The sequence below is a fragment of the Stenotrophomonas sp. SKA14 genome, assembly GCF_000158575.1.
GTDB lineage: Bacteria > Pseudomonadota > Gammaproteobacteria > Xanthomonadales > Xanthomonadaceae > Stenotrophomonas > Stenotrophomonas forensis.
Map to the genome: position 1 here is coordinate 1,688,597 of NZ_DS999412.1, position 17,538 is coordinate 1,706,134.

A 17,538-nucleotide genomic window follows, 5' to 3' on the forward strand; every position below is an offset into this window, starting at 1 on the left:
ACAAACGCTCTACTTCGCATACTGCCCACCGCAGTCGGCATCCTTCCCCGGCCCCAGTTCAATGGTCGCCAGCAGCGCCGCCGGCGGGGCGATGCTGCCCAGCGCCAGGGCCACCGCGCCACGAATGCCCAGCGCCTTGAAGTCCGGGCGGAACGACGGGTCCTTGAACGTGCCACTGATGTGCAGTGGAGAGCGCAGCACCAGGATGCTCTTGTCCTTCGGGCGCGGCTTCAGCAGCAGGTCGAGGGTCTCATCGCGCAGGCTGACCGTGCCCTCGCCAATGATGATCGTGTCGGTGGTGTCTACTGCCAGCGCCTGGCTGGTCATCAGGCCGTCGCGCACGCCGAAGTCGGCGAAGGCGCAGCGCAGGGGAATCTGCTTGTCACCGGTCACCAGGAATTTCAATGACTCGGTGACATCCAGGCCGGCCAGTTCCATCACCAGATTGCCGACATGGCCGCGGCCCATCGCCAGGCCGACCTTGCCGCTGCTGCTGCCCAGCATCGCGGCGATCGAGTTGCCACGGCCGCTCAGGTCGACTTCGCCGCCGATGCCGCCCTTGGCCTGCTCGGCCAGTTTTGCATCCGGGAACAGCTTGCCCAGCTGCACGCCGCGCACGCTGGCTTTCAGCGCGGTGCTGATCTGCGCCTGGCGCGCGTCCATGCGGATCGTGCTGCGGATATCGCCACCGGCCACGCCGAAGTTCAGCGGGTCCAGGCGCAGCACGCCATCATCCAGCAGCAGATGCGCATCCATGTCGTCCAACGGCAGCGAGGGCGCGTTGATGCGGTGGGCCTTCCAGCGCACGTCGGCATCCATCGCGCGCAGCTTGCCGAGGTTGTACGGGGTGTCGGGCAGGACCCGGGCACGGGCAGCGATACGCGCAGCCTCGGCCTTCTGCTCAGCGTTTGCGGTCTCACCGCTGCCGGTCTTCGGCGGCGCACCGACGAAGCCGGCCAGATCGTCGAAGTCCAGTCGCCTGGATTCCAGCGTGGCAGTCAGCCGCGGGCGTGCGCCGCCGACGTCGAACTGCAGGTTGCCACCGAGATCGCTGTCGCCGACCTTGCCGGTGAACTGCTCGTAGCGCCAGGTGTCGTGGTCGCGCTTGAGGCGGCCATTCAACGCGTACGGCGGCGAGGACGGAATGGCGATGCCGAGCAGCGGGTACAGGTCGGCCAGGTCCTGGCCACTGAGCGCGAACTGCAGGTCGAACACGCGCAGCTGGAACGGGTTGGTGAGCGTACCGCTGGCCACCGCGTGGGTTGCCCCGGCGTGGCCGTCGAGGTGGATGCGGAACGGGTGGTCGCTGTCGGTCAGCTGCAGCGGTGATTCGGTGCCGCCGCGCAGGGTGAACGGATTGCCCTGCCAGCGGCCCTTGCCCTGCACCAGCAGCGGCGGTGCGGCATCGGCCTGTTTCGGCTGGCCGCTGCGCACATCCAGTCGGATGTCGGTGCGGCCGAGCGCATCGAGGAACTGCAGGCGGCCGTCGTCGATGCGCAGGCGCTTGAGCTGGGGGCCTGGCCCGCCAGCGCTGTCACCGAGGAAATCCCAGTTGCCCGGCTCGCCCTTGCGCGGGGCCGTTTCCAGCAGGACGTCCGGCCGGGTCAGGCGCACTTCGGGTAGCTGCACGCTGCCACGCAGCAGCGGCCACACCCGCACGTCGATCTCGACGCGGTCGGCGGTGGCCATGTCCGGCTGCTTCGCCCAGCTGGCGTTGGCGAAGGTGATCGCGTCGGCGCGGACCGTGCTGGTGCGGCCGAGATCCACATCCAGGTGGCCGATGTGCAGTACCCGGCCGGTACGCGCCTGCACGGCGCGCTCGACCGGACCCTTGAACCAGTTCCAGTCCCACAGCGCGATCAGCAGCAGCACCGCGGCCAGCAGGAAGATCAGGACCGTCAGCCAGCGCCGGCCACGCGGGCCGGGTCGGCGGAGGCGCCAGCGGGAGGTGCGCGATGTGACGGGGGAGGCGGCAGCATTCACGCTGCCATGGTTGCCCCCTCATCGTGGACGGGGCGCGAAGCACCCATGTGCGCGGTGTGCACAACCCGCGCGCAGGCCCTTGTCTTACAACACCTGCATGGTGACCGCGACGAAGTGGCAGACGCTGCCGCCGATCACGAACAGGTGCCAGATCGCGTGCGAATAGGGGATCGATTCGCGATGGTAGAAGTAGGTGCCCAAGGTGTATGACAGGCCGCCGGCCAGCAGCCAGCCCAGCGTCCAGCCGTCGATCGAGGCCAGCATCGGCTTGACCGCCACGATCACCAGCCAGCCCATGGCCACGTAGATCGCGGTGGACAGGCGCTTGAAACGGCCCGTGTAGAACAGCTTGAACACCACGCCGGCCAGGGCCAGGGTCCAGATCGCCGCGAACAGCCCCCAGCCCCACGGACCGCGCAGGCCTATCAGGGTGAACGGGGTGTAGGTGCCGGCGATCAGGACGTAGATCGCGCAGTGGTCGAACACCTTCAGGCGACCCTTGGCGACCGGGTGCTGGATGGCGTGATAGAGGGTGGAGGCCGTATACAGCAGCAGCAGCGCGATGCCAAACACGATGGCGCCGGCCAGCTGCCAGCCATCACTGTAGATGGCGGCCAGGGTGATCAATACCGCGCCCGCGCCGAGGGCGAGCACGGCGCCCAGGCCGTGGGTCAGGGCGCTGGCGATTTCTTCGCGGATCGAAGCAACGGAAGTCGTGGACATGGCGTAGGCATCGTTCGCGGGGAGGGGGACCCGCACCCCCCTATCATCGCCGCGATGGGCAGCGCGTGCACGCCCGTCACCGTATGGTCGATGAATCCCCGCGTTGCGCGGATGCGCCCGCGATCAGTAGATCCACGCCATGGGTGGATGAACCGCCGCGGGCCTCCTTGCGGTTCAGCCTGCCGACACCGTATGCGCCGCTTCGCGGGTGGCCGAGAAGCGCACATCCGGAGAACGTTCCTGCGCCAGCTGCAGGTTGACCCGGGTCGGAGCCAGGTAGACCAGGTGGCCGGCCGCATCCAGGGCCAGGTTCAGCGCGTTCTTCTCGCGGAACTCTTCCAGCTTCTTCTCGTTGCTGCAGTGGACCCAACGCGCGGTGGTCACGCTGACCTGCTCGAACGTGGCTTCAACGCCGTACTCGTCCTTCAGGCGGTAGGCGGCCACGTCGAACTGCAGCACGCCGACCGCACCCAGGATCAGGTCGTTGCTGGTCAGCGGGCGGAAGAACTGGGTCGCACCTTCTTCGGACAGCTGGGCCAGGCCCTTCTGCAATTGCTTGAGCTTGAGCGGATCGCGCAGGCGTGCACGGCGGAACAGTTCCGGGGCGAAGTTGGGAATGCCGGTGAAGGTGACCGCTTCACCCTCGGTGAACGTATCGCCGATGGAGATGGTGCCGTGGTTGTGGATGCCGATCACATCGCCCGGCCACGCTTCGGCGGCGATCTCGCGGTCGCTGGCCATGAAGGTCAGCGCATTGGCCAGCTTCATCTCCTTGCCGGTACGCACATGGAAGGTTTTCATGCCGGCGCTGAAACGGCCCGAGCAGACGCGCATGAACGCCACGCGGTCACGGTGCTGCGGGTCCATGTTGGCCTGGATCTTGAACACGAAGCCGGTCAGCTTGTTCTCTTCCGGGGCGATCACACGGCCGGTGGTGGAACGTGCCTGCGGCGACGGCGCATGCTCGACGAAGAAGTCCAGCAGCGGCTGCACGCCGAAGTTGTTCACGCCCGAACCGAAGAACACCGGGGTCTGCTTGCCGGCGCGGTAGGCGTCCAGGTCGAAGGGGTGGCTGGCGCCCTGTACCAGTTCCAGTTCGTCGCGCAGGTCGGCCAGCATCTGCGCACCGATCTTCTCGGCCAGGCCGGGGGCATCGATGGACGGGAAGATGGTCGAGTCCTGCCGGGTGAAGTTGCGGCCCGGTTCGTACAGGTGCACTTCGCCGGTCAGCAGGTGCACCACGCCCTTCAGGCGCTGGCCCATGCCGATCGGCCAGGTCACCGGGGCGCACTGGATGCCGAGCACGGTTTCCACTTCATCCAGCAGCTCGATCGGGTCCTTGCCCTCGCGGTCGAGCTTGTTGATGAAGGTCATGATCGGGGTGTCGCGCAGGCGGCACACTTCCATCAGCTTGATGGTGCGCTCTTCGACGCCCTTGGCCACGTCGATCACCATCAGCGCCGAGTCCACCGCGGTCAGCACGCGGTAGGTGTCCTCGCCGAAGTCGGCGTGGCCGGGGGTGTCGAGCAGGTTGACGATCTTGTCTTCGTACGGGAACTGCATCACCGAGGAGGTGACGGAGATGCCGCGCTCCTTTTCCAGTGCCATCCAGTCGGAGGTGGCGTGGCGGGCGGCCTTGCGGCCCTTGACCGAACCGGCCATCTGGATCGCGCCTCCGAACAGCAGCAGCTTTTCGGTCAGCGTGGTCTTGCCGGCGTCAGGGTGGGAAATGATGGCGAAGGTGCGGCGACGCGACGCTTCGGTGGCGACTTCGGACATGGCAGTGGCGCCCGCCCGGGGCGCTTTTCAAAGAGATAAGCGCCCGATTATACCGGCCGGCGCCGGTCAGCGCCCGATGCCGCCGTCGGCCCCGGCCTGGCGGGCGAACTGCAGCTGGCCCTGCGCGGTGAAGATGCGCACCGGCACCGAGCGCAGGCCCATTCCGCGGTTGACCTGCACCACGAAGTGCAGGTGCGGGGCACTGCTGTAACCGCTGTTGCCGGACAGGCCGATCGGCTGCCCGGCCTGCACCGCCTGGCCGCGACGCACGCGCATGCCACCGGCCTGCAGGTGGCCATACAGGGCCATGCTGCCGTCGCTGTGCAGCACGCGGATGAAATTGGCGCGGGCAGCATCGCGTTCGCGATCCTGGCCGTTGCCCTGGAAGCCATCCTGGATCTGCATCACCGTGCCTTCGCGCGCGGCCATCACCAGGGTGCCCTCCGGCAGTGCGAAGTCGACCGCCTCGCGGTTCTCCTCGTCATCGTGGCTGAACCGGCCCTGCGGCGCCTGGTCCACGCGCAGGCGGGCGGCCTCGAAGGGCAGGCGATAGGCGACGTCTTCTGCCTGTGCGGACGGATTGCCTGGCACCGACCGCAGGCGCAGGTCGAGCGCCCGGCCATCGGCCGGCGCGGGCAGATGGCCGACCACCAGGCTGCTGTCACCCTGCAGCAGTGATTCGACCGGGAGGCCTTCGACCGGGTGTCCCGGCGCCGCGCGCAGTTCGATCTGCAGCGGCCCCGCCAGCCCGTTGTCGATCCGGGCCTGCCATTGTTCGCCCACCGGCTGCAGGCGCAGTCGAGCCATCGGCGTGGCATCCCGGGCCGATTCCCCAGCGCTGGCAGGGGCGGTCTTGGGCACCAGCCCCCAGCCCTGGCGCCAGTCGCCTGCATGGGCCGTCGCGCTCGCCAGCAGGCACAGCAGCAGGCAGGTGAGAGGCAGGTGTGGCATCCGTGGTTCCGGTGGAGAGGGGCCGCCGGGACTGTACCCGATCCTGAACGGGACGACCGGGACGGCCTGCGCAGAGTTCATCTGCAAATATCCATCGCTTTATCCGCATGAAGGGATTGACAGTGTCGGAAAGGGCTGGCATCGTGGCCCCACCATCGAGACCGGCAGAGGGACAGGCCCTTTGAAGCCGGGGCAGCCCGCAGGCGCGCAAGCGACTGCGTAGGTGCCAAATCCTGCGGGGACCGTGGCGTCCACCGAAAGATGGTTCGAACCATGCACCCCACGTGCATCTCGAACGCGGGCCCCGCGAAGGCTCGATGGCCGATTCCCCAACCGGATCCCGCCATGAGCTTCGCCGCCAGTACCGCACTTCGCCCCGAACCCTTTGTCCCCGTCAGCGTGCCGGTCGATGACCGCGTGCATGCCGAGCGCGGTGAGTTCGCCGCGGTGCTGTCGATGCGCCACGCCGGCCCCAGCCCGGTGCGCCTGCGCTATGAGTGGGTCGGTCCGGCGAGTGCGCCGGTGGTGGTGTTGGCCGGTGGCATTTCCGCCCACCGCCATGTGGCGTCCAACGCACAGTTCAGCGAGAAGGGCTGGGCCGAGGATCTGGTCGGCAAGGGCCGCGCGCTGGACCCGCAGCAGCTGCGCGTGCTGGGCTTCGACTTCATCGGCGCAGATGGCGCGCTGGACGTTCCGATCGATACCGCCGACCAGGCCGATGCGCTGGCGCTGCTGCTGGATCATCTCGGCATCCGCGCGCTGAAGGCGTTCGTCGGCTATTCGTATGGCGCGCTGGTTGGCCAGCAGTTCGCGATCCGCCATCGTGCCCGCGTGCGCCAGCTGGTGCTGGCCAGCGGGGCACATCGCCCGCACCCGTATGCCGCGGCCTGGCGCGCATTGCAGCGCCGCGCGGTCGCGCTCGGCCAGCTGCAGTGCGGCGAAGATCACGGGCTGGCGCTGGCACGCCAGTTCGCCATGCTCAGCTACCGTACCCCGGAAGAATTCGGCGAGCGCTTCGATGCCGCGCCGGAAGTGATCAATGGCCGCGTGCGCGTGGCCGCCGAAGACTATCTCGACGCCGCCGGGGCGCAGTACGTCGCGCGCACGCCGGTGACCGCCTACCTGCGCCTGTCCGAATCGATCGACCTGCACCGCGTGGACCCTGCCGCGATCCTGCCGTCGACCGTGGTGGTGGCCGTGGAAGGCGATCGCCTGGTGCCGCTGGCTGACCTGGTCGGCCTGGTCGAAGGACTGGGCCCGCGCGGCAGCCTGCGCGTGCTGCGCTCGCCCTATGGCCACGACGCCTTCCTCAAAGAAACCGATCGCATCGACGCGATCCTCGCCACCGCCTTCCGTACCTCTGGAGAGTCCGCATGAGCCTGCACGCCAACGAGCCGTCCTGTAGCCGTACCACTGCCGCTGTCCGTGCCGGCATCGATCGTGATACCGCGCATGGTGCGGTCACTCCGCCGATCGTGCTGTCGTCGAATTTCAGCTTTGAAGGCTTCGGCAACAAGCGCCAGTACGACTACACGCGCAGCGGCAACCCGACCCGTGACCTGCTGGGTGAAGCACTTGCGGAACTGGAGGGCGGCGCCGGTGGGGTCGTCACCGCCACCGGCATGGGCGCGATCAATCTGGTGCTGAACGCGCTGCTGCAGCCGGGCGACACGCTGGTGGTGCCGCACGATGCCTACGGCGGCAGCTGGCGGCTGTTCAACGCGCTGGCGAAGAAGGGCCACTTCGAACTGGTTACCGCCGACCTGACCGATCCGCGTGCGCTGGCCCAGGCGCTGGCCACCCAGCCGAAGCTGGTACTGGTGGAAACCCCGTCCAACCCGCTGCTGCGCATCACCGACCTGCGCTTCGTCATCGATGCCGCGCACAAGGCGGGCGCGCTGGTCGTGGTCGACAACACCTTCCTGTCGCCGGCCCTGCAGCAGCCGCTGTCATTTGGCGCGGACCTGGTGCTGCATTCCACCACCAAGTACATCAACGGCCACAGCGACGTGGTCGGTGGCGCAGTGGTCGCGCGCGATCCGGCACTGCACGAGCAGCTGGTGTGGTGGGGCAATGCGCTGGGCCTGACCGGCTCGCCGTTCGATGCGTTCCTGACCCTGCGCGGCCTGCGCACGCTGGATGCGCGCCTGCGCGTGCACCAGGAAAACACCGCCTCGATCGTTGCCTTGCTGGACCAGCATCCGGCGGTCGGCGCGGTGTACTACCCGGGCCTGGCCGATCACCCGGGCCATGCCATCGCCGCACGGCAGCAGGATGGGTTCGGCGCGATGCTGTCGTTCGAGCTGGTGCACTGTGCCGGCGACGATCCGCACGCGGCGGTGCGCGCGTTCGTTGATGGCCTGCGTTGTTTCACCCTGGCCGAATCGCTGGGCGGCGTCGAGAGCCTGATCGCGCATCCGGCGACCATGACCCACGCGGCGATGACCGCCGAAGCGCGTGCGGCGGCCGGGATCAGCGAAGGGCTGCTGCGCCTGTCAGTGGGCATCGAGGCCGAGCGTGACCTGCTGGCCGATCTCGGCGCGGCGCTGCAGCGCGCCGAAACGGTGATCCATGCCGCTGCACGCCGCAAACAGGTGGTGGACGCATGAGCGCACTGGCCGCTGACATTCCTGCGCTGGGCGCGGGACGCCTGGCGCTGCTCGGCACCGGCACGGTCGGTTCGGCGTTCGTGCAGCGCTACCAGGCGCTGCAGGCACGCGGGCTGGAACTGCCCAGCGTGCAGTGGCTGGCCAATTCGCGCACTGCGCTGGAGATCGATCGCGACCTGGCGTTGCCGCTGGAACTCGCACGGCGCGCACCACGCGACGGCCAGAGTTCGCCGCCGTGGGCGAGTGCGGAAGGACTGGAGCGCGGCGACGTGGTGGTCGACGCGACGGCCAGCGAAGAGGTGGCCGCACGTCACGTGCAGTGGTTGGCGCGCGGCGTGCACGTGGTCACCGCCAACAAGCTGGGACGAGGCGCGCAGCTGGCGCGCGCGCAGGCGATTGCCGAAAGCTGCGCCGACAGTGGCGCATGCTACGGCGACAGCGCCACCGTGGGGGCAGGCCTGCCCCTGCTGAGCAGCCTGCGCGCGCTGGTGGCCGGCGGTGACCATATCCATGCCATCGAGGGCATCCTGTCTGGATCGCTGGCGTGGCTGTTCCATCGCTATGACGGCCAGTCACCGTTCTCGGCCGCGGTGCGCGAAGCACTGGCGGCGGGCTACACCGAGCCGGATCCGCGCCTGGACCTGTCCGGCGAGGATGTACGCCGCAAGCTGCTGATCCTGGCCCGCAGCAGCGGGTTGGCGCTGGATGCGTCGCAGGTGCAGGTGGATTCGCTGGTGCCCGAAGCGCTCGCCGCGTTGCCGCTGGAAGATGCGGTGGCCGCGCTGGAACAGCTGGATGCGCCGCTGCAGGCACGCTGGCAGCAGGCGCGCGACAACGGCCGCGTACTGCGCTTTGTTGGTCGCGTCGATGGCCAGGGTGCGCAGGTGGGCCTGCGCGAGCTGCCTGCTGATCATCCGCTGGCACAGGGCGCGGGCACCGACAACCGCGTGGCCATCCACAGCGATCGCTATCAGCGCCAGCCGTTGTTGATCCAGGGGCCGGGCGCGGGCGCGGAAGTCACCGCTGCCGCGTTGCTGGATGACGTGCTGCGCATCGTGCGGTAAGGGATCGCCGGGCATGCCCGGCGCGCGCCCCCTCAGCGCGACTTCAAGGCCTTCAACAGCGCGGCGTTGAACTGCTTCGGATCCTGTACCTGTGGCGAATGCCCCAGCTCGGCGAACTCGACCAGCGTTGCGCCGGGGATCGCCGCCGCCGCGGCTTTGCCCAGCGCCGGGTAGTTGCCCAGCGTGGCCTTCAGCGCCGGTGATGCGCGGTCGCGGCCGATCGCCGTGCGGTCCTTCTGGCCGATGAACAGGGTGGTCGGTACCTGCAGGTGCTTCAGTTCGTAGACCACCGGCTGGTTGAACACCATGTCCGAGGCCAACGCCTGGCTCCAGGCAACGGCCTGCTTGCCCGGCCCTTCGTACATGCCCGACTGCATCCTTGCCCACGGCTCGTAGTCGGCTTTCCACTGGCCATCGTAGTAGACGTCCAACTGGTAACGCCGGATGCTGTCGTAGCTGGTTTTCAGTTCGCCGGCATACCACTCGTCGACGCTGCGCCACGGCACGCCCAGCGCCTTCCAGTCTTCCAGCCCGATCGGGTTGACCAGTGACAGGCTGCGCAGGTCCTGCGGGTACATCAGCGCATAGCGCACCGCGAGCATGCCGCCCATCGAATGGCCAACCAGGTGCACCGGCACATCACCCAGCTGCAGCTGCTGCAGCAGAGCATGGGTGTTGGCGGCGAGCTGCGCGAACGTGTACTGGTAGCGCTCGGGCTTGCTGGATTTGCAGAAGCCCACCTGGTCCGGTGCGATCACCCGGTAGCCCGCGGCCAGCAGCGGGGCGATGGTCTGCTGCCAGGTGGCCGCGCAGAAGTTCTTGCCGTGCAGCAGCACCACCACCCCGATGGCACGCCGTTTGGGCAACACATCCAGGTAGGCCATTTCCAACGGCTGCTGCTGCGATTCCAGCGCGAAGGTCTTCACCGGATAGCCGTAGTCGAAACCTTCCAGCCGCGGGCCATAGGTCGGTGCGGCCAGGGCGGACATCGGCAGACAGGCGAGCAGGGCGGCAGCGAGCAGGCGCATGGCGTTCTCGGGGGGCGAGGGAGCCCCCAGCGTAATGCATCCCGTCATGCGAAGCCGAGCATGGGCTCGGCTCTACACCTCAACACTCGATGACGTTCACCGCCAGGCCGCCGCGGCTGGTTTCCTTGTACTTGTCCTGCATGTCGCGGCCGGTATCGCGCATGGTCTTGATGACCTTGTCCAGCGACACCTTGTGCTTGCCGTCGCCACGCATGGCCATGCGCGAGGCGTTGATCGCCTTCACCGCGCCCATCGCATTGCGCTCGATGCACGGAATCTGCACCAGGCCGCCGATCGGATCGCAGGTCAGGCCCAGATTGTGTTCCATGCCGATTTCCGCGGCGTTCTCGATCTGGCTTGGGTTGCCGCCCAGCGCCGCGACCAGGCCGCCGGCCGCCATCGAGCAGGCCACGCCCACTTCGCCCTGGCAGCCCACTTCGGCACCGGAAATGGAGGCGTTCTCCTTGTACAGGATGCCGATCGCCGCCGAGGTCAGCAGGAAGTCGAACACGCGCTGCTCGTTCGCGCCGGGGCAGAAGCGGTCGAAGTAGTGCAGCACTGCAGGCAGCACGCCGGCGGCACCGTTGGTCGGCGCGGTGACCACACGGCCACCGGCGGCGTTTTCCTCGTTCACCGCCAGCGCGTACAGATTGACCCAGTCCAGCGTGGTCAGTGGGTCGCGCATTGCCGCTTCCGGCTTCGACGACAGTTCGCGGTACAGCGCCGGTGCGCGACGGCCCACCTTCAGGCCACCCGGCAGCACGCCTTCCTCGCGGATGCCGCGCGTCACGCACGACTGCATCGCGCTCCAGATCTCGCGCAGCTGGGCGCGGATCTCGTCCTCGCTGCGCCAGCACTTCTCGTTCTCGAACATCAGCTGGGCGATGCTCAGGCCGCTGCGCGCGGTCTGCGCCAGCAGCTCGTCGCCGCTTTTGAACGGGTAGGGCAGCGGCGTTTCGTCGGGCACGATGCGGTCATCGGCCGCGTCGTCCTGGTTGACCACGAAGCCGCCACCAACCGAGTAGTAGTCGCGGGTGGCGATCACTTCGTCGTCGGCGTTGTACGCGGTGAAGCGCATGCCGTTGGTGTGGTACGGCAGCTTCTGGCGCTTGTTCATGCCGAGGTCGCGCTTCTCGTCGAAGGCGATCTCGTGCTGGCCCATCAGCTGGATGCGCTTGCTGCTGCGGATGCGCTCCAGGGTGGCCGGGATGATGTCCGGGTCGATCAGGTTCGGCCGCTGGCCTTCCAGACCGAGCAGGATCGCCTTGTCGGTGCCGTGGCCACGGCCGGTCAGCGCCAGCGAACCATAGACATCGGCGCGGATGCGCGCGACCTCGTGCAGGCGGCCCGGATCGAGCAGCCAGCGATGGATGAATCGCTCGGCGGCCTTCATCGGCCCGACGGTGTGCGAGGAACTCGGACCAATGCCGATCTTGAAAACGTCGAACGTGCTGACAGCCATGGTTGCCAAACTGCGGGTACCGGACAAGCCGCTATTCTAGCGGCTTGCCGGGCCATCCGATGGCTGCGGCGCAGCATTTCCGCCACGGGAGCCGAACCGGTGTTGACCCTGATCCAGCGTGACGATTGCCACCTGTGCGACCTGGCCCTGGCCGAACTGGCCAAGGCACGGGCACCGGAGTTCGAGTCGGTGTTCCTGGACGACCGGCCTGCGCTGGAGGAGCGCTATGGCGCACGGGTACCGGTGCTGCGCGACGAGGCGGGGCAGCGCGAGCTGGACTGGCCGTTCGATGCGGCCACCGTGCAGGCCTGGCTGGCCGCAGCAGGGTAGGTAGTGCCGGCCGCTGGCCGGCAACCACCCGATGCCCGTTGATGCCGGCCAGCGGCCGGCACTACCGGGATCGTCTTATTTCGCGTTGAACTTCACGATCGTGCTGATCGCGGTTTCGTCCGGAATGGTCTTGGTGTCGGCCCAGTCACCGCCGCCGACGCCGAAGTCCAGGCGCTTCACGGTGGCCTTGCCGGTCAGCACCGGCTGGGTGCCCGGCTTCCAGGTGAAGGTGAGGGTGACCGGCTTGCTGACGCCGCGCAGTTCCAGGGTGCCATCGGCGGCGAACTGATCGTTGCCCACCGCGCGGAAGCCCTTGGCGGTATAGCGTGCGGTGGCGAACTTGCCGACGTTGAAGAAGTCGGCGGTCTGCAGGGTCGAGTCGCGGTCGCTGTTGCCGCTCTTGGCACCGGCCAGCGGGATCACCACGTCCAGCGAGCCGGCGGCCGGGTTGGCCGGATCGAAGCTGAGCTTGGTGGCGAAGCCCGGGAAGCTGCCGGTGAACACTTCACCGTCGTACTTGGTGGCAAACACCAGGATCGAACCGGCACCGGGGGCCTGCGCGTAGTCGGCGGCGAGCACCGGGGCAGTGGCCAGCATGCCGGCCAGGGCGGCGGCCACGGCGGCCGGGGTGGTCAGTTTCAGGGTCATCGGTCAGTCCTTCTGAGGGGAGGCGAGCCAGCCGCGCGGCAACATGCGGGACAACGTTGCATCGCGCTGGAACAGGTGGTGGTAGAAGGCAGCGCCGGCGTGGGCCAGCACCACCGCGATCAACAGCCAGAAGCCGTATTCGTGGATGGCATGGGATACCGCGACGACCTGCGGGTCAGGGCCGCTCAGCTTGGGTACGTCAACCAGCCCGAACCAGCGGAACGGGCGCAGGCCACTGGCCGAGTCGTACAGCCAGCCCGACAGCGGAATGGCGAACATCAGTACATACAACAGCACGTGGGTCGCACTGGCGATGCGCTCCTGCCAGCTGGGCACCCCCGGCACCGGCTTGGGCGCGCCGGCATACAGGCGCCAGCCGAGGCGGAACAGCACCAGCGCCAGCACGGTGATGCCGATCGACTTGTGCGCGGTGTAGACCCAGAAATACTTCGGGGTCTTGGGCAATTCGCCCATGGTCAGGCCGACCACGCCCAAGGCGAGGATCAGCAGTGCGATCAACCAATGCAGGATCTGGCTGACACTCCCCCAGGCGGCGGGGGTGTTCTTGGCGGTCATGAAAGGTCCTCTAGCGGGCCGTCTTGGGGTCGGAGTGCGGAACGGGAGCGGGAGTTCCCGGGGCGTCGCTGCGGTCGAGAGTGGCCTCAGCCTCGATCCTCAGCTGTACTGCATCACCGATGACGCCCGGCCAGGCGGTGATGCCGAACGCGCGCCGGCTCAGCGTGGTGCTGGCGGAAAAACCGGCGGTGCGTCGAAACGGGGGAAGGGGATAGCGCTTGATGGCATTGAGGGTCACCTCCAGCGTGACCTCCTGGCTGACCCCGCGCAGGGTGAGGGTGCCGATCACGTGGGCCCGCTTGGCATCGATCGGTTCCACGCGGCTGGAGACGAATCGCGCGTTCGGGAAGCGTTCGCCGTCGAGCAGGCTGCGGGCCAGCGTGGCCTGGTTCCACTTGGCGTCGCCGAGGTCCAATCGCGACACGGGCACCTCGACATCGAGCGTGGCTTCGCGCCAGTTGTCGGGATCGAACTGCAGGCGGCCTTCACTGCCCGAGACCGTGCCCATGGCCTGCGAGTAACCCGCGTGGTCGATGCTGAACAACACCCGGGTATGCACCGGATCGAGGCGGTAGGTGTCTGCATCCGCCCAGGCGGGGGTGGTGGCGAGCAGCATCGGCAGCAGGGCCAGGCAGGGACGCATCGATGGCGGGCTCCGGAAGGGGGACGTTGCGATCATACGCACAGGCCCCTGCCAACGATGCGTGCATGGCTGCAACAGTTCGTGGTGCTCCCGCCCGTGGAAACAGGCTGTTGCAGTCATGAACCCGGGCCTGTGTGACAATCGGGCCAGGACAGGGGGTTCAGGATGAAGAGCGGCTGGCGCCTTTGGTGGCGGGGCATCGCGGGAATGGGACTGCTGCTGATGGCGTTCGCCGCAGCGGCTGCGCCACTGGAAATGGCGGAAACACCACGCCTGCGCCGTTTCGGCGCGGCCGAAGGCATGCCCTCGCGCATGGTGCTGGCGCTGGCTGAAGATCGCCAGGGCCATGTCTGGGCCGCCACCGATGGCGGCCTGGTGCGTTACGACGGCAGCAGTCTGCGGGTGTGGGAGCACGATCCGGAGCAGCCGGGCTCGCTGCCGGGCAATGAGATCGAGACGCTGCTGGTCGATCCGCTGGACCGCGTATGGGTGGGCATCAACGGCAAGGGGCTGGCGCGCCTGGATGCCGACCGTGAGCGCTTCAGCACCTTCGATGCAGTCAACGGCCCGTGCCTGGGCCAGTTCTGGACGCTGGCCTACGCCGAGAACGCCTTGTGGATCGGTACCAGCAGCCAAGGGGTCTGCCGGTTTGCAGAGGACGGCAGCCTGCGCTTCTTCAAGCATGACCCTGCGCGCGCGGACGGCCTGCCCAGCAACACCATCTACAGCAGCCTGGTCGATGCGCGCGGGCGCCTGTGGATCGGCACCGAGGCCGGGGTGGCACGCTGGAACGGCCATGGATTCGAACCGGTGGCGGCGCGGGAGCTGGGCACGTTGAGCGTGCTGCGGATGAGCCGCGATCCGGATGGCTCGATCTGGATCGGCAGCCAGAACGACGGTCTCTATCGCATCGATGCGCAGGACCGGGTCAGCCGCCCGCGTTGGACCGACAGCGCCCGCCTGCGTTCGGCACTGGTACTGGCCGACCGCCAGGGTGGCTACTGGGCCGGTACGTCCGACGGTCTGCTGCGCGGAGATGCCAGCGCGTTGTGGCGGCTCGGCGGCGACCGTGGCAGTGGTTTCCTCACCGCCCAGAGCGGGGTGCTCGATCTGCTGCAGGACCATGAGGGCGGATTGTGGGTGGCGCTGCTGACCCAGGGCCTGGCCTACCTGCCGCCGGACTGGCGCCGTTTCTCGATCTGGAACCAGCTCGATGGCAAGCCGTTGGACAGCCAGTATCTGCTGAGCGCGGCCAGCGACGGTCAGAGGTATTACGTGGGCTCGGCGCACGGCGTGTACCAGCTGGATGCGCAGGGGACGCTGCGCCTGCTGGCCAGCGACCGCGAAATCGGTAGTGGCGCGGTGTGGTCGGTGCTGCCGCGGCCGGACGGGCGCCTGTGGCTGGGCCGTGCCGGCCGCATCAGCGTGTACGACCCGGCCAGCCGCGCGCTGCAGGATTGGCGGATCGAGGGCGGCGCCGACCTGCGCCAGCGTATCGATCTGATGCGGCAGGCCCCCGATGGGACGGTCTGGCTGTCGGTGATGAACCTGGGCCTGCAGCAACGCAGCGCCGATGGGCGGGTGCTGCGCAGCTACCCGCTGGATGATTTCCGCAAGGCGGCCGATTCACCGATCGAGCAGATCCGCTTCGATGCCCATGGCAAGGCGTGGGTCATGGGCGAGATGGGGATCTGGCGCGAGCAGGCGGGGCGTTTCGAGGCGGTGCCAGGCGTTTCCAGCGGGCTGATCTTCGATCTGGTGTGGGTCGACCCGCAGCAGCTGTGGTTGGCCCGGCAGGGCGCGCTCGAACGCTACCAGTGGGATGGCATGAGCCTGCGCCTGATCCAGCGCGTTGATGGAAGTGCCGGCGTGCCGCCGGTCAGCATGGGCGGCCTGGCGCTGGCCGACGACGGTCGCGTGTGGGCGACCACGCCGCGCGGTCTGTTGCGCTGGGATCCCAAGGCGCGACGGCTGCAACTGTTCAATGAGCGGGATGGCCTGTCCGATGCCGAGTTCACCAGCCGGCCTCCGGCAGTGAACGCCGATGGCCGCGTCCTCGCCGTGGCCCAGACCGGCCTCGTCGCGTTCGATGTGAATGCTGTTGACGTCGCACTGCCCGCGTCGTCGCTGGTGATTGCCGAGGTGCGCGTGCGCCGCGATGATGCGCGCGGCTGGCAGCCCCTGCCGGACACCGGCACGCTGTTGCTGGGGCCGGATGATCGTGACCTGCAGATCGACGCACGCTTGCTGTCGTATGCCAATCCGCAGGGCAACCGCTACCGCTTCCGGGTGCGCGGCTATGACCAGGACTGGGTGGAGCAGGGCGGGGATGGCCAGCGCACGCTGTCCCGGCTGCCCACCGGCAGCTACGTCATCGAAGTGCAGGCGGCCACCGCCAACGGCGCATGGACGCCTTCGCAGCAGTTGAAGGTGAAGGTGCTGCCGCCGTGGTGGCGCAGCGGCATGGCGATCTTCGGCTACATCCTGATTGGTTCACTGCTGCTGCTCATCCTGGCCTGGTCGATCAGGGTGCGCCTGCGTCGCCGCCAGCAATGGCAGTTGACCGTGCACAAGCAGGAACTGGCCGAGCAGGCTTCGCAGGCCAAGAGCCGCTTCCTGGCCACGCTGGGTCATGAGGTGCGCACGCCGATGACCGGTGTGCTGGGCATGAGCGAGCTGCTGCTGGCCACGCCGCTGGACCCGGTGCAGCGCAGCTATGCCGGCTCGATCCAGCAGGCTGGAAGCCACCTTTTGCGGCTGGTCAATGATGCGCTGGACCTCGCGCGCATCGAGGCCGGACGGCTGGAGCTGGACCTGCGTCCGTTCGATCTGGCCGGCCTGCTCGACCAGGTACAGGTGCTGATGCAGCCCATGGCCAAGCAGCGCAGGCTGGAGTTCCAGCGTGGCAACGATCCGCAGGGGCCGATCAGCGTCAGTGGTGACGAGATGCGGGTACGCCAGATCCTGCTCAACCTGCTGGGCAACGCGATCAAGTTCACCGAGCGCGGCCATGTCGGCCTGGCCGTGCGCTTGGAGGACAACGGCGGGGGCGTCTGTTTCGAGGTGTACGACAGCGGGCCGGGCATCAACGCCGAGCAGCAGGAGCGCCTGTTCCACCGTTTCGAGCAGGCTGATGGCCCGCGCACGGCCTCGCGCTATGGCGGCAGCGGGCTGGGCCTTGCGATCTGCCAGGAGCTGGCGGTGGCGATGGGCGGGCGCATCGACGTGGAAAGCTCGCCGGGCAAGGGCGCGCGTTTCAGGGTGCGGTTGCCGCTACCCTGGACGCGGCAGGCGGCCGCCGCAGCAGGTGAAGTTTCGGCGTTGCCGGTACTGCCGCCGCTGCGCATCCTGCTGGTGGAGGACGATGCCACCGTGGCCGAGGTCATCGCCGGGCTGCTGCGCAGCCGGGGCCATGAGGTCGTGCACGTGCTGCACGGCCTGGGGGCCTTGTCCGAGATCGCCACCGACGGCTTCGATGTTGGCCTGCTCGATCTCGATCTGCCGGCGTTGGATGGCACCGCGATCGCCCGCCAGCTGCGTGCGCTGGGCTATGAACTGCCACTGGTGGCGGTGACGGCGCGTTCCGATGCCTATGCCGAGTCGCAGGTCCTCGCCGCGGGTTTCGATGGTTTCCTGCGCAAGCCGGTCACTGGCGACATGCTGGTGGCGGCGATCGTTCAAGCTCGCGCCAAGCGACAGGACATGCTCTGAAAGCGTCGGCGGCAGGCGTGAACGACGCGAC

Annotated in this window: 14 protein-coding genes and 1 riboswitch; of the genes, 5 read left to right on the forward strand and 9 right to left on the reverse strand. The window is 68.1% G+C overall.

The window, feature by feature from the left end; translation table 11 throughout:
• Positions 1-9: 9 nt before the first annotated feature.
• The 4 genes from SSKA14_RS07675 to SSKA14_RS07690 all read right to left on the reverse strand — a co-directional run bounded on the left by SSKA14_RS07675 (position 10) and on the right by SSKA14_RS07690 (position 5,436).
• On the reverse strand, positions 10-1,983 hold the full coding sequence (locus SSKA14_RS07675) for an AsmA family protein (protein ID WP_008268158.1): 1,974 nt from the start codon (positions 1,981-1,983) through the stop codon (positions 10-12).
• Positions 1,984-2,067: 84 nt separating this feature from the next.
• On the reverse strand, positions 2,068-2,706 hold the full coding sequence (locus SSKA14_RS07680; protein ID WP_005418403.1) for a hemolysin III family protein: 639 nt from the start codon (positions 2,704-2,706) through the stop codon (positions 2,068-2,070).
• 174 nt (positions 2,707-2,880) lie between these two features.
• Complete coding sequence (locus SSKA14_RS07685; RefSeq protein WP_008265218.1) at positions 2,881-4,485, reverse strand: peptide chain release factor 3; 1,605 nt, start codon at positions 4,483-4,485, stop codon at positions 2,881-2,883.
• A gap of 66 nt (positions 4,486-4,551) precedes the next feature.
• On the reverse strand, positions 4,552-5,436 hold the full coding sequence (locus SSKA14_RS07690) for a M23 family metallopeptidase (protein ID WP_008268273.1): 885 nt from the start codon (positions 5,434-5,436) through the stop codon (positions 4,552-4,554).
• A gap of 149 nt (positions 5,437-5,585) precedes the next feature.
• Positions 5,586-5,704, forward strand: a riboswitch (SAM riboswitch).
• 77 nt (positions 5,705-5,781) lie between these two features.
• Between SSKA14_RS07690 and SSKA14_RS07695 the strand changes: the two genes are divergently transcribed.
• Genes SSKA14_RS07695 through SSKA14_RS07705 form a run of 3 tightly spaced genes read left to right on the forward strand, consistent with a single transcriptional unit; the run spans position 5,782 to position 9,109 of the window.
• Positions 5,782-6,813, forward strand: a complete 1,032-nt coding sequence (locus SSKA14_RS07695) for a homoserine O-succinyltransferase (RefSeq protein ID WP_008264689.1) — start codon at positions 5,782-5,784, stop codon at positions 6,811-6,813.
• Complete coding sequence (locus SSKA14_RS07700; protein ID WP_008268055.1) at positions 6,810-8,045, forward strand: O-succinylhomoserine (thiol)-lyase; 1,236 nt, start codon at positions 6,810-6,812, stop codon at positions 8,043-8,045. Before SSKA14_RS07695 ends, SSKA14_RS07700 begins: the two co-directional genes overlap by 4 nt.
• Positions 8,042-9,109, forward strand: a complete 1,068-nt coding sequence (locus SSKA14_RS07705) for a homoserine dehydrogenase (protein ID WP_008264831.1) — start codon at positions 8,042-8,044, stop codon at positions 9,107-9,109. The genes SSKA14_RS07700 and SSKA14_RS07705 overlap by 4 nt, the downstream gene beginning before the upstream one ends.
• Before the next feature lie 32 nt (positions 9,110-9,141).
• Here SSKA14_RS07705 and SSKA14_RS07710 read toward each other — a convergent pair whose 3' ends face one another.
• Both SSKA14_RS07710 and SSKA14_RS07715 read right to left on the reverse strand, forming a co-directional pair.
• Positions 9,142-10,137, reverse strand: coding sequence for an alpha/beta hydrolase (locus SSKA14_RS07710; protein WP_008265601.1), 996 nt, complete (start codon positions 10,135-10,137; stop codon positions 9,142-9,144).
• Between the two features lie 79 nt (positions 10,138-10,216).
• Positions 10,217-11,599 carry an L-serine ammonia-lyase gene (locus SSKA14_RS07715; protein ID WP_006464040.1) on the reverse strand — a complete coding sequence of 461 codons (1,383 nt, stop codon included), beginning with the start codon at positions 11,597-11,599 and terminating at the stop codon, positions 10,217-10,219.
• 99 nt (positions 11,600-11,698) lie between these two features.
• On the opposite strand from SSKA14_RS07715, the gene SSKA14_RS07720 reads away from it, so the two are divergent.
• Entirely contained in the window at positions 11,699-11,929 is a 231-nt protein-coding gene (locus SSKA14_RS07720) for a glutaredoxin family protein (RefSeq protein ID WP_008268625.1), read from the forward strand.
• Positions 11,930-12,004: 75 nt separating this feature from the next.
• On the opposite strand, the gene SSKA14_RS07725 is transcribed toward SSKA14_RS07720, so the two are convergent.
• Genes SSKA14_RS07725 through SSKA14_RS07735 form a run of 3 tightly spaced genes read right to left on the reverse strand, consistent with a single transcriptional unit; the run spans position 12,005 to position 13,796 of the window.
• Positions 12,005-12,577: a YceI family protein gene (locus tag SSKA14_RS07725; protein WP_008268387.1), complete on the reverse strand. Its 573-nt coding sequence runs from the start codon at positions 12,575-12,577 to the stop codon at positions 12,005-12,007.
• Positions 12,578-12,580: 3 nt separating this feature from the next.
• Positions 12,581-13,153 (reverse strand): cytochrome b, encoded by a 573-nt coding sequence (locus tag SSKA14_RS07730; protein ID WP_005410672.1) that lies wholly within the window; start codon positions 13,151-13,153, stop codon positions 12,581-12,583.
• A 10-nt stretch (positions 13,154-13,163) separates the two neighbouring features.
• Positions 13,164-13,796 (reverse strand): YceI family protein, encoded by a 633-nt coding sequence (locus tag SSKA14_RS07735; RefSeq protein WP_008266676.1) that lies wholly within the window; start codon positions 13,794-13,796, stop codon positions 13,164-13,166.
• 165 nt (positions 13,797-13,961) lie between these two features.
• On the opposite strand from SSKA14_RS07735, the gene SSKA14_RS07740 reads away from it, so the two are divergent.
• Positions 13,962-17,507, forward strand: a complete 3,546-nt coding sequence (locus tag SSKA14_RS07740) for an ATP-binding protein (RefSeq protein WP_040007269.1) — start codon at positions 13,962-13,964, stop codon at positions 17,505-17,507.
• Positions 17,508-17,538: the final 31 nt, after the last annotated feature.

Excerpts from the sequence above, each read along its gene's own strand:
- SSKA14_RS07680 (WP_005418403.1), bottom strand. The coding sequence starts at position 2,706 with ATGTCCACGACTTCCGTTGCTTCGATCCGCGAAGAAATCGCCAGCGCC.
- SSKA14_RS07685 (WP_008265218.1), bottom strand. The coding sequence starts at position 4,485 with ATGTCCGAAGTCGCCACCGAAGCGTCGCGTCGCCGCACCTTCGCCATC.
- SSKA14_RS07690 (WP_008268273.1), bottom strand. The coding sequence starts at position 5,436 with ATGCCACACCTGCCTCTCACCTGCCTGCTGCTGTGCCTGCTGGCGAGC.
- SSKA14_RS07695 (WP_008264689.1), top strand. The coding sequence starts at position 5,782 with ATGAGCTTCGCCGCCAGTACCGCACTTCGCCCCGAACCCTTTGTCCCC.
- SSKA14_RS07700 (WP_008268055.1), top strand. The coding sequence starts at position 6,810 with ATGAGCCTGCACGCCAACGAGCCGTCCTGTAGCCGTACCACTGCCGCT.
- SSKA14_RS07705 (WP_008264831.1), top strand. The coding sequence starts at position 8,042 with ATGAGCGCACTGGCCGCTGACATTCCTGCGCTGGGCGCGGGACGCCTG.
- SSKA14_RS07710 (WP_008265601.1), bottom strand. The coding sequence starts at position 10,137 with ATGCGCCTGCTCGCTGCCGCCCTGCTCGCCTGTCTGCCGATGTCCGCC.
- SSKA14_RS07715 (WP_006464040.1), bottom strand. The coding sequence starts at position 11,599 with ATGGCTGTCAGCACGTTCGACGTTTTCAAGATCGGCATTGGTCCGAGT.
- SSKA14_RS07725 (WP_008268387.1), bottom strand. The coding sequence starts at position 12,577 with ATGACCCTGAAACTGACCACCCCGGCCGCCGTGGCCGCCGCCCTGGCC.
- SSKA14_RS07730 (WP_005410672.1), bottom strand. The coding sequence starts at position 13,153 with ATGACCGCCAAGAACACCCCCGCCGCCTGGGGGAGTGTCAGCCAGATC.
- SSKA14_RS07735 (WP_008266676.1), bottom strand. The coding sequence starts at position 13,796 with ATGCGTCCCTGCCTGGCCCTGCTGCCGATGCTGCTCGCCACCACCCCC.
- SSKA14_RS07740 (WP_040007269.1), top strand. The coding sequence starts at position 13,962 with ATGAAGAGCGGCTGGCGCCTTTGGTGGCGGGGCATCGCGGGAATGGGA.